The sequence below is a fragment of the Nitrosomonas sp. genome (assembly GCF_019752095.1).
GTDB lineage: Bacteria > Pseudomonadota > Gammaproteobacteria > Burkholderiales > Nitrosomonadaceae > Nitrosomonas.
In genome coordinates, this window is record NZ_JAIEMO010000047.1 from 1 (window position 1) to 17,125 (window position 17,125).

The 17,125-nt window shown below is 44.6% G+C and carries 14 protein-coding genes and 1 tRNA gene; 6 read left to right on the forward strand and 9 right to left on the reverse strand.

What is annotated here, in order from left to right:
- Window positions 1-585: 585 nt before the first annotated feature.
- Window positions 586-1,647, forward strand: a complete 1,062-nt coding sequence (locus K2Q13_RS13060) for an ADP-ribosylglycohydrolase family protein (RefSeq protein WP_292921689.1) — start codon at window positions 586-588, stop codon at window positions 1,645-1,647.
- Window positions 1,648-1,975: 328 nt separating this feature from the next.
- Here the strand turns inward: K2Q13_RS13060 and K2Q13_RS13065 are convergent.
- The 5 genes from K2Q13_RS13065 to ftsY form a co-directional block, all read right to left on the reverse strand.
- Window positions 1,976-2,068 (reverse strand) — tRNA-Ser (locus K2Q13_RS13065).
- A 78-nt stretch (window positions 2,069-2,146) separates the two neighbouring features.
- Window positions 2,147-2,992, reverse strand: coding sequence for an RNA polymerase sigma factor RpoH (gene rpoH / locus K2Q13_RS13070; RefSeq protein ID WP_292921691.1), 846 nt, complete (start codon window positions 2,990-2,992; stop codon window positions 2,147-2,149).
- A gap of 113 nt (window positions 2,993-3,105) precedes the next feature.
- The gene (gene ftsX / locus K2Q13_RS13075) at window positions 3,106-4,017 is read right to left on the reverse strand and encodes a permease-like cell division protein FtsX (RefSeq protein ID WP_292921693.1); all 912 of its coding nucleotides are present in this window, start codon (window positions 4,015-4,017) and stop codon (window positions 3,106-3,108) included.
- Window positions 4,014-4,667: a cell division ATP-binding protein FtsE gene (ftsE, locus tag K2Q13_RS13080; protein ID WP_292921695.1), complete on the reverse strand. Its 654-nt coding sequence runs from the start codon at window positions 4,665-4,667 to the stop codon at window positions 4,014-4,016. Before ftsE ends, ftsX begins: the two co-directional genes overlap by 4 nt.
- Window positions 4,668-4,698: 31 nt before the next feature.
- A complete protein-coding gene (gene ftsY, locus K2Q13_RS13085) occupies window positions 4,699-5,724 on the reverse strand; it encodes a signal recognition particle-docking protein FtsY (RefSeq protein ID WP_292921697.1) in 1,026 nt (341 codons plus the stop codon).
- Between the two features lie 77 nt (window positions 5,725-5,801).
- On the opposite strand from ftsY, the gene K2Q13_RS13090 reads away from it, so the two are divergent.
- A complete protein-coding gene (locus K2Q13_RS13090) occupies window positions 5,802-7,205 on the forward strand; it encodes a pitrilysin family protein (protein WP_292921699.1) in 1,404 nt (467 codons plus the stop codon).
- Between the two features lie 102 nt (window positions 7,206-7,307).
- Here the strand turns inward: K2Q13_RS13090 and K2Q13_RS13095 are convergent, their stop codons facing one another.
- Together K2Q13_RS13095 and orn are read right to left on the reverse strand one after the other, a co-directional pair.
- Window positions 7,308-7,715: a calcium-binding protein gene (locus tag K2Q13_RS13095; protein WP_292921700.1), complete on the reverse strand. Its 408-nt coding sequence runs from the start codon at window positions 7,713-7,715 to the stop codon at window positions 7,308-7,310.
- A 139-nt stretch (window positions 7,716-7,854) separates the two neighbouring features.
- Window positions 7,855-8,400 (reverse strand): oligoribonuclease, encoded by a 546-nt coding sequence (orn, locus tag K2Q13_RS13100; protein WP_292921702.1) that lies wholly within the window; start codon window positions 8,398-8,400, stop codon window positions 7,855-7,857.
- 96 nt (window positions 8,401-8,496) lie between these two features.
- Here orn and K2Q13_RS13105 point away from each other — a divergent pair, with 96 nt between their 5' ends.
- The 3 genes from K2Q13_RS13105 to rsgA are packed head-to-tail and all read left to right on the forward strand — an operon-like array spanning window position 8,497 to window position 10,984.
- Window positions 8,497-9,753, forward strand: coding sequence for a M48 family metallopeptidase (locus tag K2Q13_RS13105; protein ID WP_292921704.1), 1,257 nt, complete (start codon window positions 8,497-8,499; stop codon window positions 9,751-9,753).
- Window positions 9,750-10,091 carry a 4a-hydroxytetrahydrobiopterin dehydratase gene (locus K2Q13_RS13110; protein ID WP_292921706.1) on the forward strand — a complete coding sequence of 114 codons (342 nt, stop codon included), beginning with the start codon at window positions 9,750-9,752 and terminating at the stop codon, window positions 10,089-10,091. The genes K2Q13_RS13105 and K2Q13_RS13110 overlap by 4 nt, the downstream gene beginning before the upstream one ends.
- Entirely contained in the window at window positions 10,088-10,984 is an 897-nt protein-coding gene (rsgA, locus tag K2Q13_RS13115; RefSeq protein ID WP_292921708.1) for a ribosome small subunit-dependent GTPase A, read from the forward strand. The genes K2Q13_RS13110 and rsgA overlap by 4 nt, the downstream gene beginning before the upstream one ends.
- A 129-nt stretch (window positions 10,985-11,113) precedes the next feature.
- On the opposite strand, the gene K2Q13_RS13120 is transcribed toward rsgA, so the two are convergent.
- A complete protein-coding gene (locus K2Q13_RS13120; protein WP_292921710.1) occupies window positions 11,114-11,893 on the reverse strand; it encodes an OmpA family protein in 780 nt (259 codons plus the stop codon).
- Window positions 11,890-12,297, reverse strand: a complete 408-nt coding sequence (locus tag K2Q13_RS13125; RefSeq protein WP_292921712.1) for a DUF4398 domain-containing protein — start codon at window positions 12,295-12,297, stop codon at window positions 11,890-11,892. The genes K2Q13_RS13120 and K2Q13_RS13125 overlap by 4 nt, the downstream gene beginning before the upstream one ends.
- A gap of 223 nt (window positions 12,298-12,520) precedes the next feature.
- Here K2Q13_RS13125 and K2Q13_RS13130 point away from each other — a divergent pair, with 223 nt between their 5' ends.
- A complete protein-coding gene (locus K2Q13_RS13130; RefSeq protein ID WP_292921714.1) occupies window positions 12,521-17,110 on the forward strand; it encodes a rhamnan synthesis F family protein in 4,590 nt (1,529 codons plus the stop codon).
- The last annotated feature ends 15 nt before the right edge of the window (window positions 17,111-17,125 follow it).

A 17,125-nucleotide genomic window follows, 5' to 3' on the forward strand; every position in this document is an offset into this window, starting at 1 on the left:
GGTAGCCAGGCACGCTGGTTTGGAGCCAAGGTGCTGCGTTACCGGGGCAAAGCCAAAGCACATGCCTGGCATATTTTACAAACCATGGCATACAACCTGAAAAGGTTGCCCAGATTTTCTGTTAATAGGCAGATACGATTGCAATCATAGGACAAATGCGCCTTCTGAGCCGATAATGATCGATAAAAGTGATTGTTCGCGTGATTTCAGCAAGAAAATGACTAAAAAATATCACGATACTCACAAAAAAATCAGAAATTGTAACAAATTTGATAATTCGTTGAATTTTGCAAAGGTCTCGTTACGTTAGCTTAAGGTCAGTAAATTTAGTGTTTCGGCCGACCCGAAGAGTTAACTTGGCAATGCCCTCTGGCTCTAGCTGCTTCAAACCCACCTTACAGAGACCAAATTCGGCGATTTAGTCGGTACGAGGTTGATATGACTAACTATCCAACCGATTTAGATTTGATGACCGTGCCAGTAAGTTGAGATGTGCCTACTTTTCACATGTATTGTAAGGTAACACCCTGTTGGTGAAATAAAATATTCACACAGATATAATTGATAAAAACAATAGGATAAATTATGAGTAATATTTCAAAAGAAGAAAGAATAAAAGGTACTTTTTTTGGTGCGATAGTCGCTGATGCACTTTGTCTTGGAAGTCATTATGAATATGACGCTAAAAAAATATATAAAGCTTACGGCAATAAACCTATAGAAAAATACATGTCACCGGGAGAGATGATGGGTGGTCAAACACATGGTATTGGCTGGGGAGAGCGTAACTACCATCCAGGTAAGAAGGCCGGTGGGACAACTGATTATGGAGACTACAATATCTTGGTTTTAGAGTATTTGGCATCTATTTCAGATATCCCAAGACCTTTTAATGTAACGAACATGATTCCTCACTGGATGAAGCGTCTTGAAAACGGCTGGGGTTCTTGGATATGTACCATGACTAAAGAGACTTATGGACAAGTAAGACAGGGTGTGCCTGTTGAACGTCTTGGTGGGATTTCTAATGCGATGGCAATACGTCATGCAGCAGCACATGCATATTACGACACAGAAGATGAAGTCGTAGATGTTGCTAGAAAAAGCATGTTTACACATAGAGATGTTCATGCACTAGGTGGCGGCGAGTTTTTCGCTCGTGTTACCCATCGTGTAATTAACGGTCAGACTCCATCTAATGCAGTTGAGTCTGCTGCTTTAGAAATGGAAAGTTTTTTTCAAGATAAAGTTGCTCAGGCATTTGCAAAAGTAAGAGAAGCTACTGATCAAAACTCGGCACTTTCGCAAGAGAAATTTGCCGATGATCTTGCAATTACAAGCATGGCAAGACTATGGGACGTAGGTCGCTCAGAACCGATAAAAGTAGGCAAAGCAAGTCCTACTGAGGGAACTCTTCCTGGAGCTGTCTACTTCATACTAAAATATGAAAATGAGGAAGATGGACTAAAAAAAGCACTACAAGCAAATACGATGGTCGGCGGAGACAATGCTTCAAGGGGAATTGCTATCGGTATGGTTCTTGGTGCATACAAAGGCGTAAATGCGATTCCATTAGAGTGGAGAGAGACATTGGATGAGTGGGATTATTGTGAAAAGATGCTAAACAGGCTTCCATTACTTAAATAAAAAAACCAAGATAACTGTGAGTGAGTTATGCCAAGTTAACTTCGCCTTAGCGTTATTAGAGGGATAAAAAATTTGGCGATTCTTTACAAATACCTTCACTTTCCATATGAAGTTATTCAGTATTTGGTGTGGCTTTATTATCGATTTAACTTAAGCTGAGAAGAGGAATCAGCGATTTTTTATTGTTTAAAATATATATAGGGAGCTTGTATTTTATTTTTCCTGAAATGTTCGCTGCTATCCAGCACCATAAGATGGGTAGAATGCTGGGTATGATAAATTAAAAATATATTTTATTGTTTAATTACAATTAGTTATATTGATATAATGGCGGAGAGGATGGGATTCGAACCCATGTGCCAGGATAACCTGACCATCTGATTTCGAGTCAGCGCCGTTATGACCGCTTCGGTACCTCTCCAGTTGTTAGAAGTGCAGCACTCGATAATCTTCTTGAGAGGTTAGCGGATGCTTGCAATGATAGTTCAAATTTTATACTTTATGCAGAGACTTTCATGACACCACGCATTTTTTGTAGCGCTTTAGCTTCAATCTGACGAATGCGCTCTGCCGATACACCAAGCTCACCGGCCAGATCATGTAGTGTTGCGGTATCTTTTTCCCTTAACCAACGAGCTTCGATGATATGGCGACTGCGCTCGTCCAGGCAATCAAGTGATTGCTGCAATACTTTTTCGCGCAGGTAGGCAATTTGTTTTCTTTCCAAGAGTTGCGATGGTTCTGTGCCATCCGTTAGATAACTGATTGGGCTGAATGTGTCATCCTCATTATCCGAGGTGGGCTCCAGAGAAATATCCGAGCCGCTGAAACGTTTTTCCATTTCAACGACTTCTTCGGCTTTAACACCCAACTGGGCAGCCATTGCATCAACCTCTTGTGGATTCATGGTGTCCAAACCATGTTTCATACTGCGCAAGTTAAAAAATAATTTGCGCTGTTGCTTGGTGGTGGCAATTTTAACTAGGCGCCAATTGCGCATGATGAATTCGTGAATCTCGGCTTTAATCCAATGAACGGCAAAAGATACCAATCGAACTCCGCGTTCAGGGTCAAAGCGTTTGACTGCTTTCATTAAGCCGATATTACCTTCCTGAATTAAATCAGCTTGGGGCAAACCATATCCTTTGTAGCCGCGTGCTATCGCGACTACAAAACGCAGATGAGACATAATTAACTGCTGCGCAGCTTCGATATCGCCATGATTCCATAGTCGACGAGCCAAGCTGGTTTCTTCCTCTTGCGTAAGTATAGGAAAAGAATTAATAGACTGAATATAGCCTTCAATACTTCCGCCCGTGGTGGGTAGCGTTAAAGCATTCGTCATGGTAATAATCTCCTGAATAAATGTTTGTGACCTTGCACTACTTTGGATATATTTTAGCACTCTCAGTTTATGAGTGCCAAGCATTTAAAAAGTTTCGCTATGAAATCCTCAGCTTATTTAGGCTCGATTTGCCAGAGATGGTTTGCGACAGAAATACGTGCGCCTAACCATCCCAGCCAGGCAGAAAACAATAGCAAGCTGATGCTATCTTGTAGAGAAAGATATTGCAGTTGTATATTAAAATCATATAGTTGTGTTAGTGGTGTGAGTTCTCGATTCAGCTCATCAATACCCAACATAATGATGAGCCAAGCTGTGATGCCTCCGGACACACCTTGGATGGCGCCGAAATAAAGAAAAGGACGACGTATAAAGCTATCGGTTGCGCCGATGAGTTTGGATATTTCTATTTCGTCACGTTTAGTTAGAATTTGCAGACGAATGGTATTAAACATGATCGCAATGATTGCAATACTCAGCAATGTAGCTAGCATCAGTACAACCGAGCGCCCTAGTTTAAGTAGCGCATTCAACCGGTCAATCCAGGCGGAGTCAAATTGTACATGCGCAATTTCCGGCCAGCTTTGTATGGCCAGTCTCAACTGTTCTAGGGAGTCTGATGTATGCTCCCGGGTATGGACGATGAAAGCATCTGGAAGTGGGTTATGGGCTAAATTGGCGGCGATATCGGTGGTCCCACTATTTTGTTGTAACTGAGTTAGTGCAACGTCTTTTGGAATAAACTGATAGTTTACGATCTGTGAGACTTCTTTCAGGCGTTGTTGGACCTTATCAACATCTTCTTTTTTTGCATCCTGTTTAAGAAACAAACTGATCTGCGGGGAACTAGCTATTTGCCCGGATACCGATTGCAAGTTTTCCATCAACACATAAATACCGGTCGGCAGGCTAAGCGCGATACCCATTACAGTGATGCTGAGTAAAGCGGTAACGGGTGAGGAAGCTAGTCGTTTGAGTGTGTGAAAAAACACAAATCCATGTTGCATTAGCCATGCGCGTATCATGCGGCCAATTTTCCTTGTTTGAGTGACAGAATGCGATGTTGGGTGTCTTCCAGCAGGGAGGCATCATGCGTTGCGATCAACACGGTAACGCCTACCTGATTGAACGACCTGAACATGGCCATAATATCCCGGGCATAATCAACATCAAGATTGCCCGTTGGCTCGTCGGCGATCAGAATAGTAGGTCGATGAACGATTGCACGCGCGATACACAGCCGCTGTCTTTCGCCACCCGATAGCGTGATGGGCATAACTTTTTCTCTTTTTAACAGGCTCACTTTATCCAGCGCGGCGCGCGCTCGGGACGCCGCCGTATTGTTATCAAAATTGCTGATTTGCAGCGGCAACAAAACATTTTCAAAAACATTGCGGTCAAACAGAAGCTTGTGATCCTGAAAAATGAAACCGATCTTGCGCCGTAAATAGGGAATCGCGGCGGGTTTTAGTTGGGCGATATTCTGTCCACTGATTGCGATAACGCCAGAAGTCGGGCGTTCTATTGCAGCAATCAACTTTAATAATGTACTTTTACCTGCGCCCGAATGTCCGGTCAAAAATACCATTTCGCCAGGTTCCACCGCAAGATCAACGTTATTCAGTGCAATATAGCCATCTGGATAACGTTTGGAGACATTTTTGAAAGTGATCATATATTTGTTATTGCTATCTTGTCAGTAGCTCTCAATCCAACAACGCTTCGACAAATTCTCTGGCATCAAATGGTCTTAAATCATCTAAGCCTTCGCCAACGCCAATAAAACGTAATGCGGGAGGATTCTCTGGATGTTGTCCTGCAATAGCTGCGACTACACCGCCTTTTGCGGTACCATCCAATTTAGTCAGGATCAATCCGGTGACGTTCAGCGTGTCATTAAAGGCTTTCACTTGAGTGATTGCATTTTGTCCCGTGTTGGCATCCAATACCAGCAACACTTCATGTGGGGCATCCGGCATCGCCTTTGCAATCACACGTTTTACTTTTTTAATTTCTTCCATCAAATGCAGCTGAGTAGTTAAGCGCCCAGCCGTATCCGCCAGTACAATGTCTATGCCGCGCGCTTTGGCTGAGTTAACTGCGTCATAAATTACCGCAGCCGGATCACTTTTTTTGTCCGGCTCACTGTCCGGCGCTATTACCGTAACATTGTTCCGCTCTCCCCACGCGATCAATTGCTCACGCGCTGCTGCTCGGAATGTGTCGCCGGCAGCCAGTAGCACTGACTGACCTTGTGTTTGAAAATATTTGGCAAGCTTACCGATCGAGGTTGTTTTTCCTACGCCATTGACGCCCGTTATCATGATGACAAAAGGTTTATGCGTGGTGGTATCTAATGGTTGGGCAAGCGGCTCGAGCATGGCGATCAGAGATTCCTTAAGTGCTTGTTTTAGCTGTATGGAATCTGTTAATGCATCGCGCCTGACTTGTTTTCGCAGATTTTTAAGTAATTGATGAGTTGCACTGACGCCTATATCGGAGGTCAGCAAGATAGTTTCCAGTTCTTCGTAAAATTCCTCGTCAATCTTGCCGCCGCTAAATAGGCCCGATAGTTGTTTGCCTAAGTTCTGCCGGGTGCGTGCAAGACCTTGTTTCAGCTTACTAGCGAAACTGATTGATTCCTCCGGCTTGGGTTCTAGCTCGGCATCGGGTTTTGCTGGTATTTCACCTGAATCTGCAGGATCTTTTTTGGATTTAAAAAAACTAAACATTCTGGTAGGCTCTCAAATATGCAGAGGAATTCTCAAACCTCAATTTTATTCTGTTTATTCACTTTAGGTTGGTAAAAATGAAATCTGATTACCGCATCACTTTTTTTAACACTTTTTCAATCTCTGGACTTTTGTTGCTAATAAATCTGCTGATCTCATCATCAGCATTTGCCAATCCTCATGAATATTTACTCGATAATGGTCTAAAATTGATTGTGAAACAAGATCATCGCTCGCCGGTTGTGGTGACTCAAATCTGGTACAAGGCGGGCAGCGTTGATGAAATCAATGGTGTAACCGGTGTCGCGCACGTTCTGGAGCATATGATGTTCAAAGGCACGGAGAAAATCCCCGATGCTGAGTTCTCAAAAAAAATTGCGGCCGCTGGCGGGCGTGAGAATGCTTTCACGAGTTACGACTACACCGCCTACTATCAGCAATTGCATAAAAAACATTTGCCGATGGCGATGGAATTGGAGGCGGATCGGATGCGTAACTTAGTTATAACCAAAGAAGAATTCGAGAAAGAAATCAGAGTGGTAATGGAAGAAAGAAGGTTACGAACCGACGATCAGGCGCGTTCGCTCTTATATGAAAAAATGATGGCCGTTGCTTTTCAATCGCACCCTTACAAGAATCCAATCATTGGCTGGATGAATGATCTGGAAAACATGGAAGTGGAAGACGCGCAGGAGTGGTACGATCGCTGGTACGCGCCCAATAATGCAACATTAGTTGTCGTCGGGGATGTCGACGCAGAAGATGTGTTTCGACTGGCGCAAAAAAACTACGGCTCAATTCAATCAAAACCTTTATTAGCGATCAACGCCCGTAAACCGCAAATCGAGCCACCGCAACTAGGCACTAAACGGATAAGCATCAAGGCACCGGCAGAGCTGCCTTATCTCATCATGGGATTTCATGCCCCTGCGATTAGAAGTGTTAATGAAGACTGGGAGCCCTATGCACTGGAAATATTGGAAGGGATTCTGGACGGGCATGCTTCAGCCAGACTGAACAAGTCACTGGTACGGGAAAGTCAAATCGCTAATTCCACCAGTGCGGGTTATGGCGCGGTCGCGCGTGGTCCGAGCATTTTCTTTATTAGTGCAGTACCCAGCGTTGGCAGAACGGTAGTCGAATTGGAGCAGGCGCTGCGATCCGAGATCGAAAAGATTATTAAGGAGGGTGTTACGGAAGAAGAGCTTACTCGGGTGAAAGCGCAGGTAATTGCAGGTCATGTATATCAGCAAGATTCCACTTTTTCTCAGGCCATGCAGCTCGGTAGGCTGGAAAGTACAGGGTTATCGTATCGTGACATAGATACCATTCTGGAAAAATTAAAAGCAGTCACTGCTGAACAGATACGCGATGTGACAAAAAAATATTTCATTGATGATGGTTTGACGGTCGCTGTTTTAGATCCACAGCCACTGGAACAGAAAGCTCCGAGCAAAGTGCCGGGCAGTTTAAGACATTAGAATTGAACTTGCGATTCTCTGTGGTCTGGCCACGGGATTGTTTATTTTAACAGCGGTCTTTAAGGGGATAAAAGACCGCTGTCAAAGCAGAAGGCTGCGCGATTATTTCTTCGCATCTCCATGTGCATGATCGCCGCTATTTTGTTGCTTGCCGTGATCGTGTTTATGCATCTTTTCCTTCATGCTGCGCCTTTCTGCTTCATCTAGGAAACCATCTTTGTTGGTATCTTTTTTGTCAAACATGGCTTCATGGTGCTTCATAAATTCCTCTTTACTTATTTTGCCATCTTTATTTGTATCCACTGATGACATTTTACTTGCACACTGGTGGCCGTGATCGTACTCACCGCTAGATTTTGTGTCACTATGGCTATGTCCTGAGTGTTGTCCGCTTTGGTGTTGCTGGCTGCTGTCTTGAGCGGTATCTGCAGCGATGACCGGAGTTACAAATTGTGTAACTATAAAAGCAGCTCCGATAGCGATTGAAAGCAAGTTTCTTTTTAGATGCATCTTGTTCTCCATAAATAATGAGTCAGCGAAAGGATAAACAATCCTCGTTTTTTAGAAACAAATAGATCCTGAAAGTTCGTAAGTTAATTTCAATGTCGAGTGCTAAATAAATCGACAAGCATAAATTTCGCCACCATTTTCAGACAACGATGAAATGTTGCCGGTAGTGCTTGAGTTCATTGATGGAATCATAAATATCCGCCAGTGCTTCGTGTTTACCATCTTTGGAGAAGCTTGCTGCGATTTCCGGCTTCCAGCGTTTTGCCAGCTCCTTTAAAGTACTGACATCCAGATTGCGGTAATGAAAGTAGGTTTCCAGCTGTGGCATCGAACGGACCATAAAGCGCCGATCCTGGCAGATGGAATTACCGCACATCGGAGAGATCCCTGACGGCACGTGTAATTTTAGAAATTCGATCATTTGTGCCTCTACTTCGGCTTCCGTCAGTTTGGAGGCTTTAATTTTGTCAATCAAACCCGATTTGGAATGAGTCGACTGGTTCCATTTATCCATGCCATCAAGTATTTCATTGGGTTGATGCACTACCAAAACTGGGCCTTCGGCAACCGTATTCAATTGCGAATCGGTTATCACTAAAGCGACCTCAATGATGCGATCGGTAACTGGGTTGAGTCCGGTCATTTCCATGTCGACCCAGATGAGGTTATTATTATCTTGTGCCATAATTGTTTATCTATTATTTGAATGCAATGTGTTTAATTGTGTCATATTGCTATCCGTCAGTCACTTTTATAAACTTTTGTTTTCGATTTAAATACTATGCAAACATTCACATTGATTTTTCTGATTGCGCTATTACTCACCACGCTAACTCAGGTTTGGCTATCAGCTAGGCATATCCGTCACGTGCGTATTCATCAGGATAAGGTGCCGGAAGAATTTGCTAGCCAGATCAGCTTGACTGATCATCAAAAGGCGGCGGATTACACCTGCGTTAAAACGCGCGCAGGATATCCAAGCATACTCTTGCATGCAGGATTGCTGCTCGCATTTACACTGGGCGGTGGTTTAAATGTTTTGAGTGAATTCTGGGCAGGCTGGCTAAATGATCCTTTAGCGCATGGTATGGTATTAATCATCAGCACTTTCTTTATTATGAGCGTCGCTGAAATTCCATTAAGTTATTACCGTACTTTTGTAATTGAAGAACAGTTCGGTTTCAATAAAATGACTCCGATGATGTTTTTCGCCGACTTGATCAAACAATCTGCACTCGGCTTATTGCTGGGTGCGCCTTTGTTATTTTGCGTGCTGTGGCTGATGGAAAAAATGGGAGAAAGCTGGTGGTTGTATGCCTGGTTTGCCTGGATCGCGTTCAATTTATTTGTGTTGGCGATTTTCCCTACTTGGATCGCGCCGTTATTTAATAAGTTTACCCCGCTGGAAGACGCTACGCTCAAGACGCGCATTGAGCAACTGATGAATAAATGCGGCTTTAAAGCCAGCGGACTGTTTGTGATGGATGGGTCGCGCCGCAGCAATCATGGCAATGCTTACTTTACCGGATTTGGCAAAACCAAGCGTATCGTGTTTTTTGATACCCTGTTAGCACGCCTGAGTCCTGCGGAAATTGAAGCGGTACTGGCGCATGAGCTGGGGCATTTCAAGCATCGCCATGTGATCAAGCGCATGGTGATTTCATTTGCGATGAGCTTGGCATTTTTCTGGATTCTGGGTTATTTGATGGGACAAAGCTGGTTTTACGAAGGATTGGGAGTAGAGGTTGCTTCCGTACCGTCAGCTGCGATGGCATTGCTGCTGTTTTTTCTGGTGATGCCGGTATTTACTTTTCTGCTGCATCCAATCTCGAGTATTTATTCACGCAAACATGAATTTGAGGCTGATGCCTATGCAGCACAGAATTCGTCTGCGGATGATTTAATTCAAGCGCTGGTGAAGCTGTACCAGGATAATGCTGCGACGCTTACGCCGGATCCACTGCATTCGGCTTTTTATGATTCACATCCACCGGCATCAATCCGAGTGGCGCATTTACAAAGTCAGGAGCCAGCATGAACGATACCGTATGTGATTTAACGTCTAAACAATGCAAGCCGTGCGAGGGCGGCGTGCCGCCGTTGTCTGACATTGCAGTTGCCGATTACTTGAAGCAGATTGATGATTGGCGATTGCAGGACAAACAAATCAGCAAAACCTATGATTTCAAGAATTATTATCAAACAATGGCGTTCGTAAATGCAGTGGCATGGGTTTCACATCGTGAGGATCATCATCCTGACATGCTGGTTGGATATAATAAATGCGTGGTCACGTACACGACGCATGCTATTGGCGGTTTGTCCGAGAATGATTTCATTTGTGCGGCGAAAATCGACAAGTTGTTCTCAATTTGAGCATTCGCCCTAGTAAAGCTAAGCAGCAAAATAAGTATTTAACGGGACAAGTAATTGCCGCATTCGGTAGACGCTATTCGATTGAAACAGTAAGCGGAGAAATTATTTCCTGCGTCATGCGTGGCAAAAAAGGCGGTACTGCTTGCGGTGACCAGGTTGAATACCAGCTGACTACTGCAGGGCAAGGCGTTATCGAAGCAGTTATTCCGCGCACTTCATTGTTATACCGCAGTGATGCATTCAAGGAAAAAATCATTGCTGCCAACGTGACGCAAATTATCATTGTTGTCGCGGCGATTCCCAGCTTTAGCGAGGAATTGATTAATCGCTGTTTGGTCGCGGCGGAAAGCGAGAAAATCGAGGTATTGATTGTGCTGAATAAAGCTGACTTGGTTGAGTCAGCCCAAATTGCGATGGAAACACTATCGCTTTACCGAGACTTAGGCTATCGCGTATTGCCATTAAGTGCTTTGCAGGATGTCTCAGCGCTACAACCCTATTTGTCGGGCCATCTCAGTGTGCTGGCCGGTCAATCGGGTATGGGCAAATCCACCTTGCTCAATACCTTGATTCCGCAGGCCCGGCGTGCCACTGCTGAAATATCATTGGCACTTGATTCCGGTTGCCATACGACCACACATTCGCGACTTTATTTCCTTGATGCTGATAGCGCTATCATCGATTCCCCCGGATTCCAGGAATTTGGTCTGAACCATATCGCAGAAGAAAACTTGGCTTGGGGATTCATCGAGTTTCATCCTTACTTTGGACAATGCAAATTCAGTAACTGTCGTCATATTACTGAGCCCGGTTGTGCAGTGATACAAGCTACACAACAAGGAAAAATTAATTCCAGGCGGCTGAGCTTTTATCATAGATTGCTACGTAGGTAGGATTGCTTGCGGGTTTTGGCAAAGCATGATTTAACTGCTTTGGTGCAAGTGTCATCACCAAAATACTACGACACTGCATTTTGTTATCTTATGCAGGTCGCGGTATTTCGACGATTTTTATTTATGTCATTAAGGCGTTGGGTTTGAGATGATAACTTCGACGCGACGATTCTGCTGACGGCCGGCTGCGGTATCGTTACCGCTGATTGGAAAGTTCTCGCCTTTGCCATATGCCACGATGCGTCCAGGAGCTATACCCCGCCTTACTAAGTAGGACATTACAGAGTTGGCCCGCCTTTGTGACAAGCCAAAATTGTAATCTTCACTGCCGACATTGTCGGTGTGACCTTCTATAATCACGGTGCGGTCCTGATGCTCGTTAAGAAAAGTTGCGAGCTGGGCAAGATGGGAAATTGCGCCACCTTTAAGCGTATCCTTCCCTGTATCAAACAGTATATCGCCCAGTGTTATGACCAAGCCACGGTCTGTTTTCTTGGCATTCAGTTCATCAAGCTGACGTTGCAGATCATCAACCTCGCGTGTGCGCGAGTCAAGACGCGCGCTGGCACGCTGCTCAGTCAGCATTTTGCGCTGATCTTCTGACAGGCGGGCTTGTGCCCGGTACATGGCGGTATCGACCTTGCGGTCAGCCATATAGACCAGATGTCTCCCAAGCTCCATATCTTCGGGAAGTTGTGGTTTTTCGGCAGCGCGCACAGCAAGCTCGGCTTCCTGAATTGCAAGCTGTGCACGGCTAGCCAGTTCCGAATCAGATTGCAGTTGTATTAACTTGTCTCTAACCGCGTCCGCACCTACCGGTTTTTCCGGAACTGCCGAGCAAGCTACAAAAATAACAGGGGTTAGAGCGACAGCGATCAGCTTTTTGAATTTATGGATTGAAGTGCTCATTGACGAACTCCTCTGTTGCGTTGCATTTCTTGTTCGATGATATCGATATTTTTTTGCATTTCATCGTTGATTGCCTTGGCTTTGGCTGCTTCAGCCTTGGCTGAAGCCAACTCGGCATTGGCCCGTGATTGCTCAGCGAGTTGTTGGGCTAAGATCATTTTCTCTTGCCGAACTGCATCCCGGGCTGCGGTGAGTTTTGTGCGCGCCTCGCGTAGCTCGGCCGATGCGTGATCCGCAATACGTGCTCGATCGGCATTGGTGATTGCCATTTCTGCGGCTGCCAGCTCTTGAGCTGGAGGTGCGGGAGGTGCCGCACAGGCAATCAATGAAAATAGTACCGCAATTGCGGTAGTAAGCCGCAGCAGTACCCCATCTGTTCTCACTATCGTAGATCGTTGAATCATATCAATTCTCCTGGTTCAAATTATCGAGTCGTACTAATTGATTTTGCGATGATAAGGTATCATATTCTATAAAATTCTGTAGGAATATTCTTCAGGACTAAATAATTGAAAGCTTCATGCACAACCTTCCCCACGTTATCCGAATAAACAACTAAAATGCTTCCTTGTTAAGGGACAGCATTGGAGTCTATTAGTAAGATTATCTTAATTGCGCGGAAAAATATTGGAAAATTCACTTATCCCCCATCAGGCTGTCACACAAATTCCCGGTAATTGTATATTGGTATTTGCGCCTCAACCCGATGATGAAGTATTCGGTTGTGGCGGGGCCATTATGCATCACGTTGAGAAAGGCATCCCTGTTCACGTCATCGTGGTATCTGACGGTGCGCATGATGTAAGCGAGGAGAAAGCAGCTGAATACATCCTGCAACGTCAGAATGAAAGCATCGCTGCTGCTCATATCCTTGGTTATGGCACGCCCATTTTCTGGCAATACCAGGATCGACAAGTCCGTTATGGCGAGAGGCTGATACGAGAAATTCAAACAGCGATTCAAGAAATTGGCGCTGACCTTGTTTATGCGCCATCAATTTTCGAGATGCAACCGGATCATCGCGTGCTGGGTATGGCTGTCGTAGAGGCAATCAGGCGAATCGGCAAAGCGGTATCCGTCGCGTTATATGAAGTGAGCACCCCGCTGCATCCAAATCAATTACTTGATATCAGCGATTGGGCGGCACGCAAAACAGCGGCAATGGAATGCTTCGTTTCGCAAAATGCAATCCAACGTTACGATCTGCATATTGCTGCGCTCAATCGATATCGTACCTATATTTTGCCTGTCAGCGTAACGGCAGCGGAAGCTTTCATTCTGATCTCGGCTGAAGAGCTGTCCAATGACCCGCTCAAATTGTATCAATCGGAGCATGTTCGCCAAAGAACCTTAGGATTGGCTGTAGATAGCAGTGACGTTCCACTGGTCAGTGTCATCATTCGCAGTGTGGATCGCGCTACATTATCGGACGCATTGGATTCTGTCGCTTTGCAGACTTACTCAAATATTGAAGTCATTATCGTCAATGCCAAAGGTGCAGGTCATCAAGTAGTCAGTGAATGGTGCGGGCGTTTTCCGATCCATATCATTGGTGATAATGAACTGCTCAACCGGAGCCGCGCGGCGAATATCGGTTTGAATTCAGCCAAAGGAAGCTACTTAATATTCCTCGATGATGATGATTTATATTATCCGGAACACATATCCAGTTTGTTCGCTGCTTTACAAAATCACCCGGATGCCCGATGTGCTTATACCGGTGTACGTGTTGAATACTATGCGAATGGGCAGCTTGAAGCCACTACTGAATTTAATGAACCATTTGATCAGCGCCGGCTTTGGGGGAGGAATTTTATTCCGATTCACGCGGTGTTGTTTGAACAATCTTTAATAACGAAAGATCATTGCAGCTTTGATGAAAATCTGGAAGTTTTTGAAGATTGGGATTTCTGGATTCAGCTTACACAACACAGTGAAATATTACATGTCGATAAAATTACGGCTACTTACCGGAATCATGGCTATTCCGGGATGGGATTTAAGCATAGTGAAGACTTTGTGGCGGCATCGAGAAGCAAAGTTTACGATAAATGGAAAATGCTTTTAACGGGCGAGCAACTGGAAGGCCTGATTCAATACAGAGAGGAGTTAATAACCAGTCTCCACACTCGTTTAGCGGATAGTGAACATCTGGTTGCCTCTCTGCAGAATCACCTGCAGCAGGTTATGCTTGCAAGCAATCAACGTGAACAATTACTACATAAAGCCATCAATGACCAGCATAAAGCCATCAGTGACCAACATAAAGCCATCAATGACCTGTTTCGTTCAACTTCATGGAAAATTACAGCTCCCTTGCGATTTATAGTGCGTATTTTTCGTGGACAGTACCGCGAAGCATGGGATGGCTTGCGTCGTAGAATGCTACCTTTGTTAAAAGTCATCTATTCGTGGTTACCGGCTCGCTGGCGTAGCGCAGCATTAAATATAGCTTACCGGCTTGCAGGTCCTCTCTTTGCTGGAATGAGGCATTATGAGGTATGGCGGACAAGTAAAGATGGTCGTGCCAGTCTATTATCCAGGAATCTCGATGATTCTTTAACAGGAATGATGGATCTTTCCGCTATTGCCCCTTTGACCACGCCGCCATCAGGGCGCATTGCAATCCACGCGCATATTTTCTATGCAGATCTGGCAGCAGAATTTGCAAAATATCTGAGTCAGATGCCGTTTTCTTATGATTTGTTTGTTTCAACAACCGAAGAGACAGCAATTCAAATATGTGAACGGGCTTTCTCCCACTTGCCTCAATTGGTGCAGCTGACCGTCACCGTTGCACCCAATCGTGGGCGCGATATTGCGCCCATGTTCTGTACTTTTGGCGAAGTATTGCAGCATTATGATTATATTGCTCATATCCATAGCAAAAAATCGCTGTATAACAATGGTGCTACCGATGGATGGCGAGAATATTTGTTAACAAACCTGTTGGGCAGCAAATTACAAATACAGAGAATTTTTACGCTATTGGCTGAAGAAAAATCAATCGGCTTTGTTTATCCCCAGAACTTCTCAAAGCTACCTTACGTGGCACATACATGGCTCTCCAATCGGGAAAATGGGCGCTTCTGGTGCCATAAATTGGGTATCACAGAAATGCCGCAGGGTTATTTTGATTTTCCTGCTGGATCAATGTTCTGGGCACGGACAAAGGCGCTGCAACCATTGTTTGATGCACATATCAAAATCGAAGACTTTCCTGAAGAAGCCGGGCAAAAAGATGCAACGCTTGCGCATTGTATAGAGCGTTTATTGGTTTTGGTAACAGGGCAATCTGGATTTAAGGCGGCCATCCTTCGGGACGATAACTCCAACAGTTGGTCGCGTTGGCGTTTTGAGCAGTATCTGCTCCGCAAGCAAGAAAGTGTACATGCAATGTTGGCTGATGCGACATTACGCGTAGTTATTGTAGATATCTTTGATACGTTATTGACGCGGCCACTGCTGACCCCTGAAATCTGTAAAAATATCGTTGCCCATCGTGCTGGAGGTGATGCAGGCAAACTTTATCTTGCACTACGTGCCATAGCAGAAACTGAAGCGCGCCAAAAAGCGGATCGTGATATTGGATTGGATGCTATTTTCGACGAGTTTTCAATTCTGTCGGGGCTCTCATTCGAGGCTGTGAAACGATTGCGCAACCTTGAAGAAACCATTGAAATGGAGATTGTAACCCCACGACCAGAAGTCATTGACTTACTGCAATTTGCTATTACCTTGGGTAAGCGTGTCATATTGGCCGACGATACGTGCCTTCCCAAATCGCTTGTTGAAGGGATGTTGCAGCGCCATAATATTAATGGTTGGCATGCGCTTTATTTATCTTCCGATAATGGGCTGAGAAAAAACAGTGGTGAGCTTTATCGTCAACTCTTGATACAAGAGAATGTTTCTCCAAGCGAGGTTATCGTTATCGGCGACAATGAGCACTCTGATGTTCAAATACCTGGTGATATGGAAATGAAGGCATTGCATGTGATGCGGCCTACAGAATTAGCTCGAGCAATGCCGCGATTAGAATCTATCATGGAACGCTCATTATATTGCGATGACCTCAACAAGCAGCTTACGCTTGGAACCATTGCGCAAGGAAATTTTAATTCTCTGTTTTTCCCGCACTTTAATCCTGCTGATCTCGTTCCTTCGACGCCTTGGGCCATTGGATATACTGTTGTCGGACCTTTGATTCTATCTTTTGTACAGTGGTTAGCAGCAAAAGCTGCGGCGGATGGAATTCAGCATTTGTATTTTCTTGCTCGCGAAGGCCAAATACTAAAAACAGTTTATGATCGGTGGGTATCCAATGATGCCCATGCAATCGTTTCCGATTACCTTGTGCTTTCTCGCCGCGCTGTCACTGTGCCGATGATTTCAAGCTTTGATGATATTCTTCAAATAGCGAGGACGCAGTACTATTCGAATCATCTGTCTGAATTTATACAAGTACGATATGGATTGGTGTTATCCCACGAAGAACTCGATAATTTTGCCCGACTTGGACTCTGGTCAAGGAATAAGCTGGTTTCCGTTGAGAATGAAAACATTGATCACTTGGTGCCTGTATTGCAAGCTCTGGAACAACGTATTCTAAACAATGCGCAGGCTGAGCGCCCTGGATTATTGGCTTATCTGAATAATCTAGGCTTAAATGCGGTCCAGAAGTCCGCTGTTGTAGACATTGGTTATGCAGCAACAATACAAGGCTACTTGAATCGATTAATGGATCCGACTATCCACGGGTATTATTTAATGACGGTAGAGCGTGCGCAGAAGGTATCCTTACAATATGGAGCGATCACGCAAGGATGCTTTGCTCATTACATTGATCCAAAAATTTATCTACCGCCGATATTCAGCAATAGCTTTTCGCTGGAGAAATTCTTAAGTTCTGATGATGCACAAATTGTTTGCTACCGGCAGACAGATTCAGGTGATCTTATTCCTGAGTTTCGCCAGCTTGCTGACGAAGAGCGTCAATCTATGTTGACACGTGCAGAAATCAGGCGGGGAATGATGGATTTTATTAATCAATCAATCACAATACGAGATAAGTTAGTCAGTGATTTCGAGGTACCTTCGGATGTTGCGACCGAATTGTTTGACGAATTTTTCAAGCGTACCTCCCAATCAGAAAAAGATATTCTTGTCAGATTGACGCTGGACGACCATTACTGTGGGCGTGGACTTGTAAGTTAATGATGTCTTCTGTTT

Coding starts and splice junctions, on each gene's coding strand:
- K2Q13_RS13120 (WP_292921710.1), bottom strand. CDS start 11,893: ATGAGCACTTCAATCCATAAATTCAAAAAGCTGATCGCTGTCGCTCTA.
- ftsX (WP_292921693.1), bottom strand. CDS start 4,017: ATGATACGCGCATGGCTAATGCAACATGGATTTGTGTTTTTTCACACA.
- rpoH (WP_292921691.1), bottom strand. CDS start 2,992: ATGACGAATGCTTTAACGCTACCCACCACGGGCGGAAGTATTGAAGGC.
- K2Q13_RS13060 (WP_292921689.1), top strand. CDS start 586: ATGAGTAATATTTCAAAAGAAGAAAGAATAAAAGGTACTTTTTTTGGT.
- ftsE (WP_292921695.1), bottom strand. CDS start 4,667: ATGATCACTTTCAAAAATGTCTCCAAACGTTATCCAGATGGCTATATT.
- K2Q13_RS13125 (WP_292921712.1), bottom strand. CDS start 12,297: ATGATTCAACGATCTACGATAGTGAGAACAGATGGGGTACTGCTGCGG.
- orn (WP_292921702.1), bottom strand. CDS start 8,400: ATGGCACAAGATAATAATAACCTCATCTGGGTCGACATGGAAATGACC.
- K2Q13_RS13110 (WP_292921706.1), top strand. CDS start 9,750: ATGAACGATACCGTATGTGATTTAACGTCTAAACAATGCAAGCCGTGC.
- K2Q13_RS13105 (WP_292921704.1), top strand. CDS start 8,497: ATGCAAACATTCACATTGATTTTTCTGATTGCGCTATTACTCACCACG.
- ftsY (WP_292921697.1), bottom strand. CDS start 5,724: ATGTTTAGTTTTTTTAAATCCAAAAAAGATCCTGCAGATTCAGGTGAA.
- K2Q13_RS13090 (WP_292921699.1), top strand. CDS start 5,802: ATGAAATCTGATTACCGCATCACTTTTTTTAACACTTTTTCAATCTCT.
- K2Q13_RS13095 (WP_292921700.1), bottom strand. CDS start 7,715: ATGCATCTAAAAAGAAACTTGCTTTCAATCGCTATCGGAGCTGCTTTT.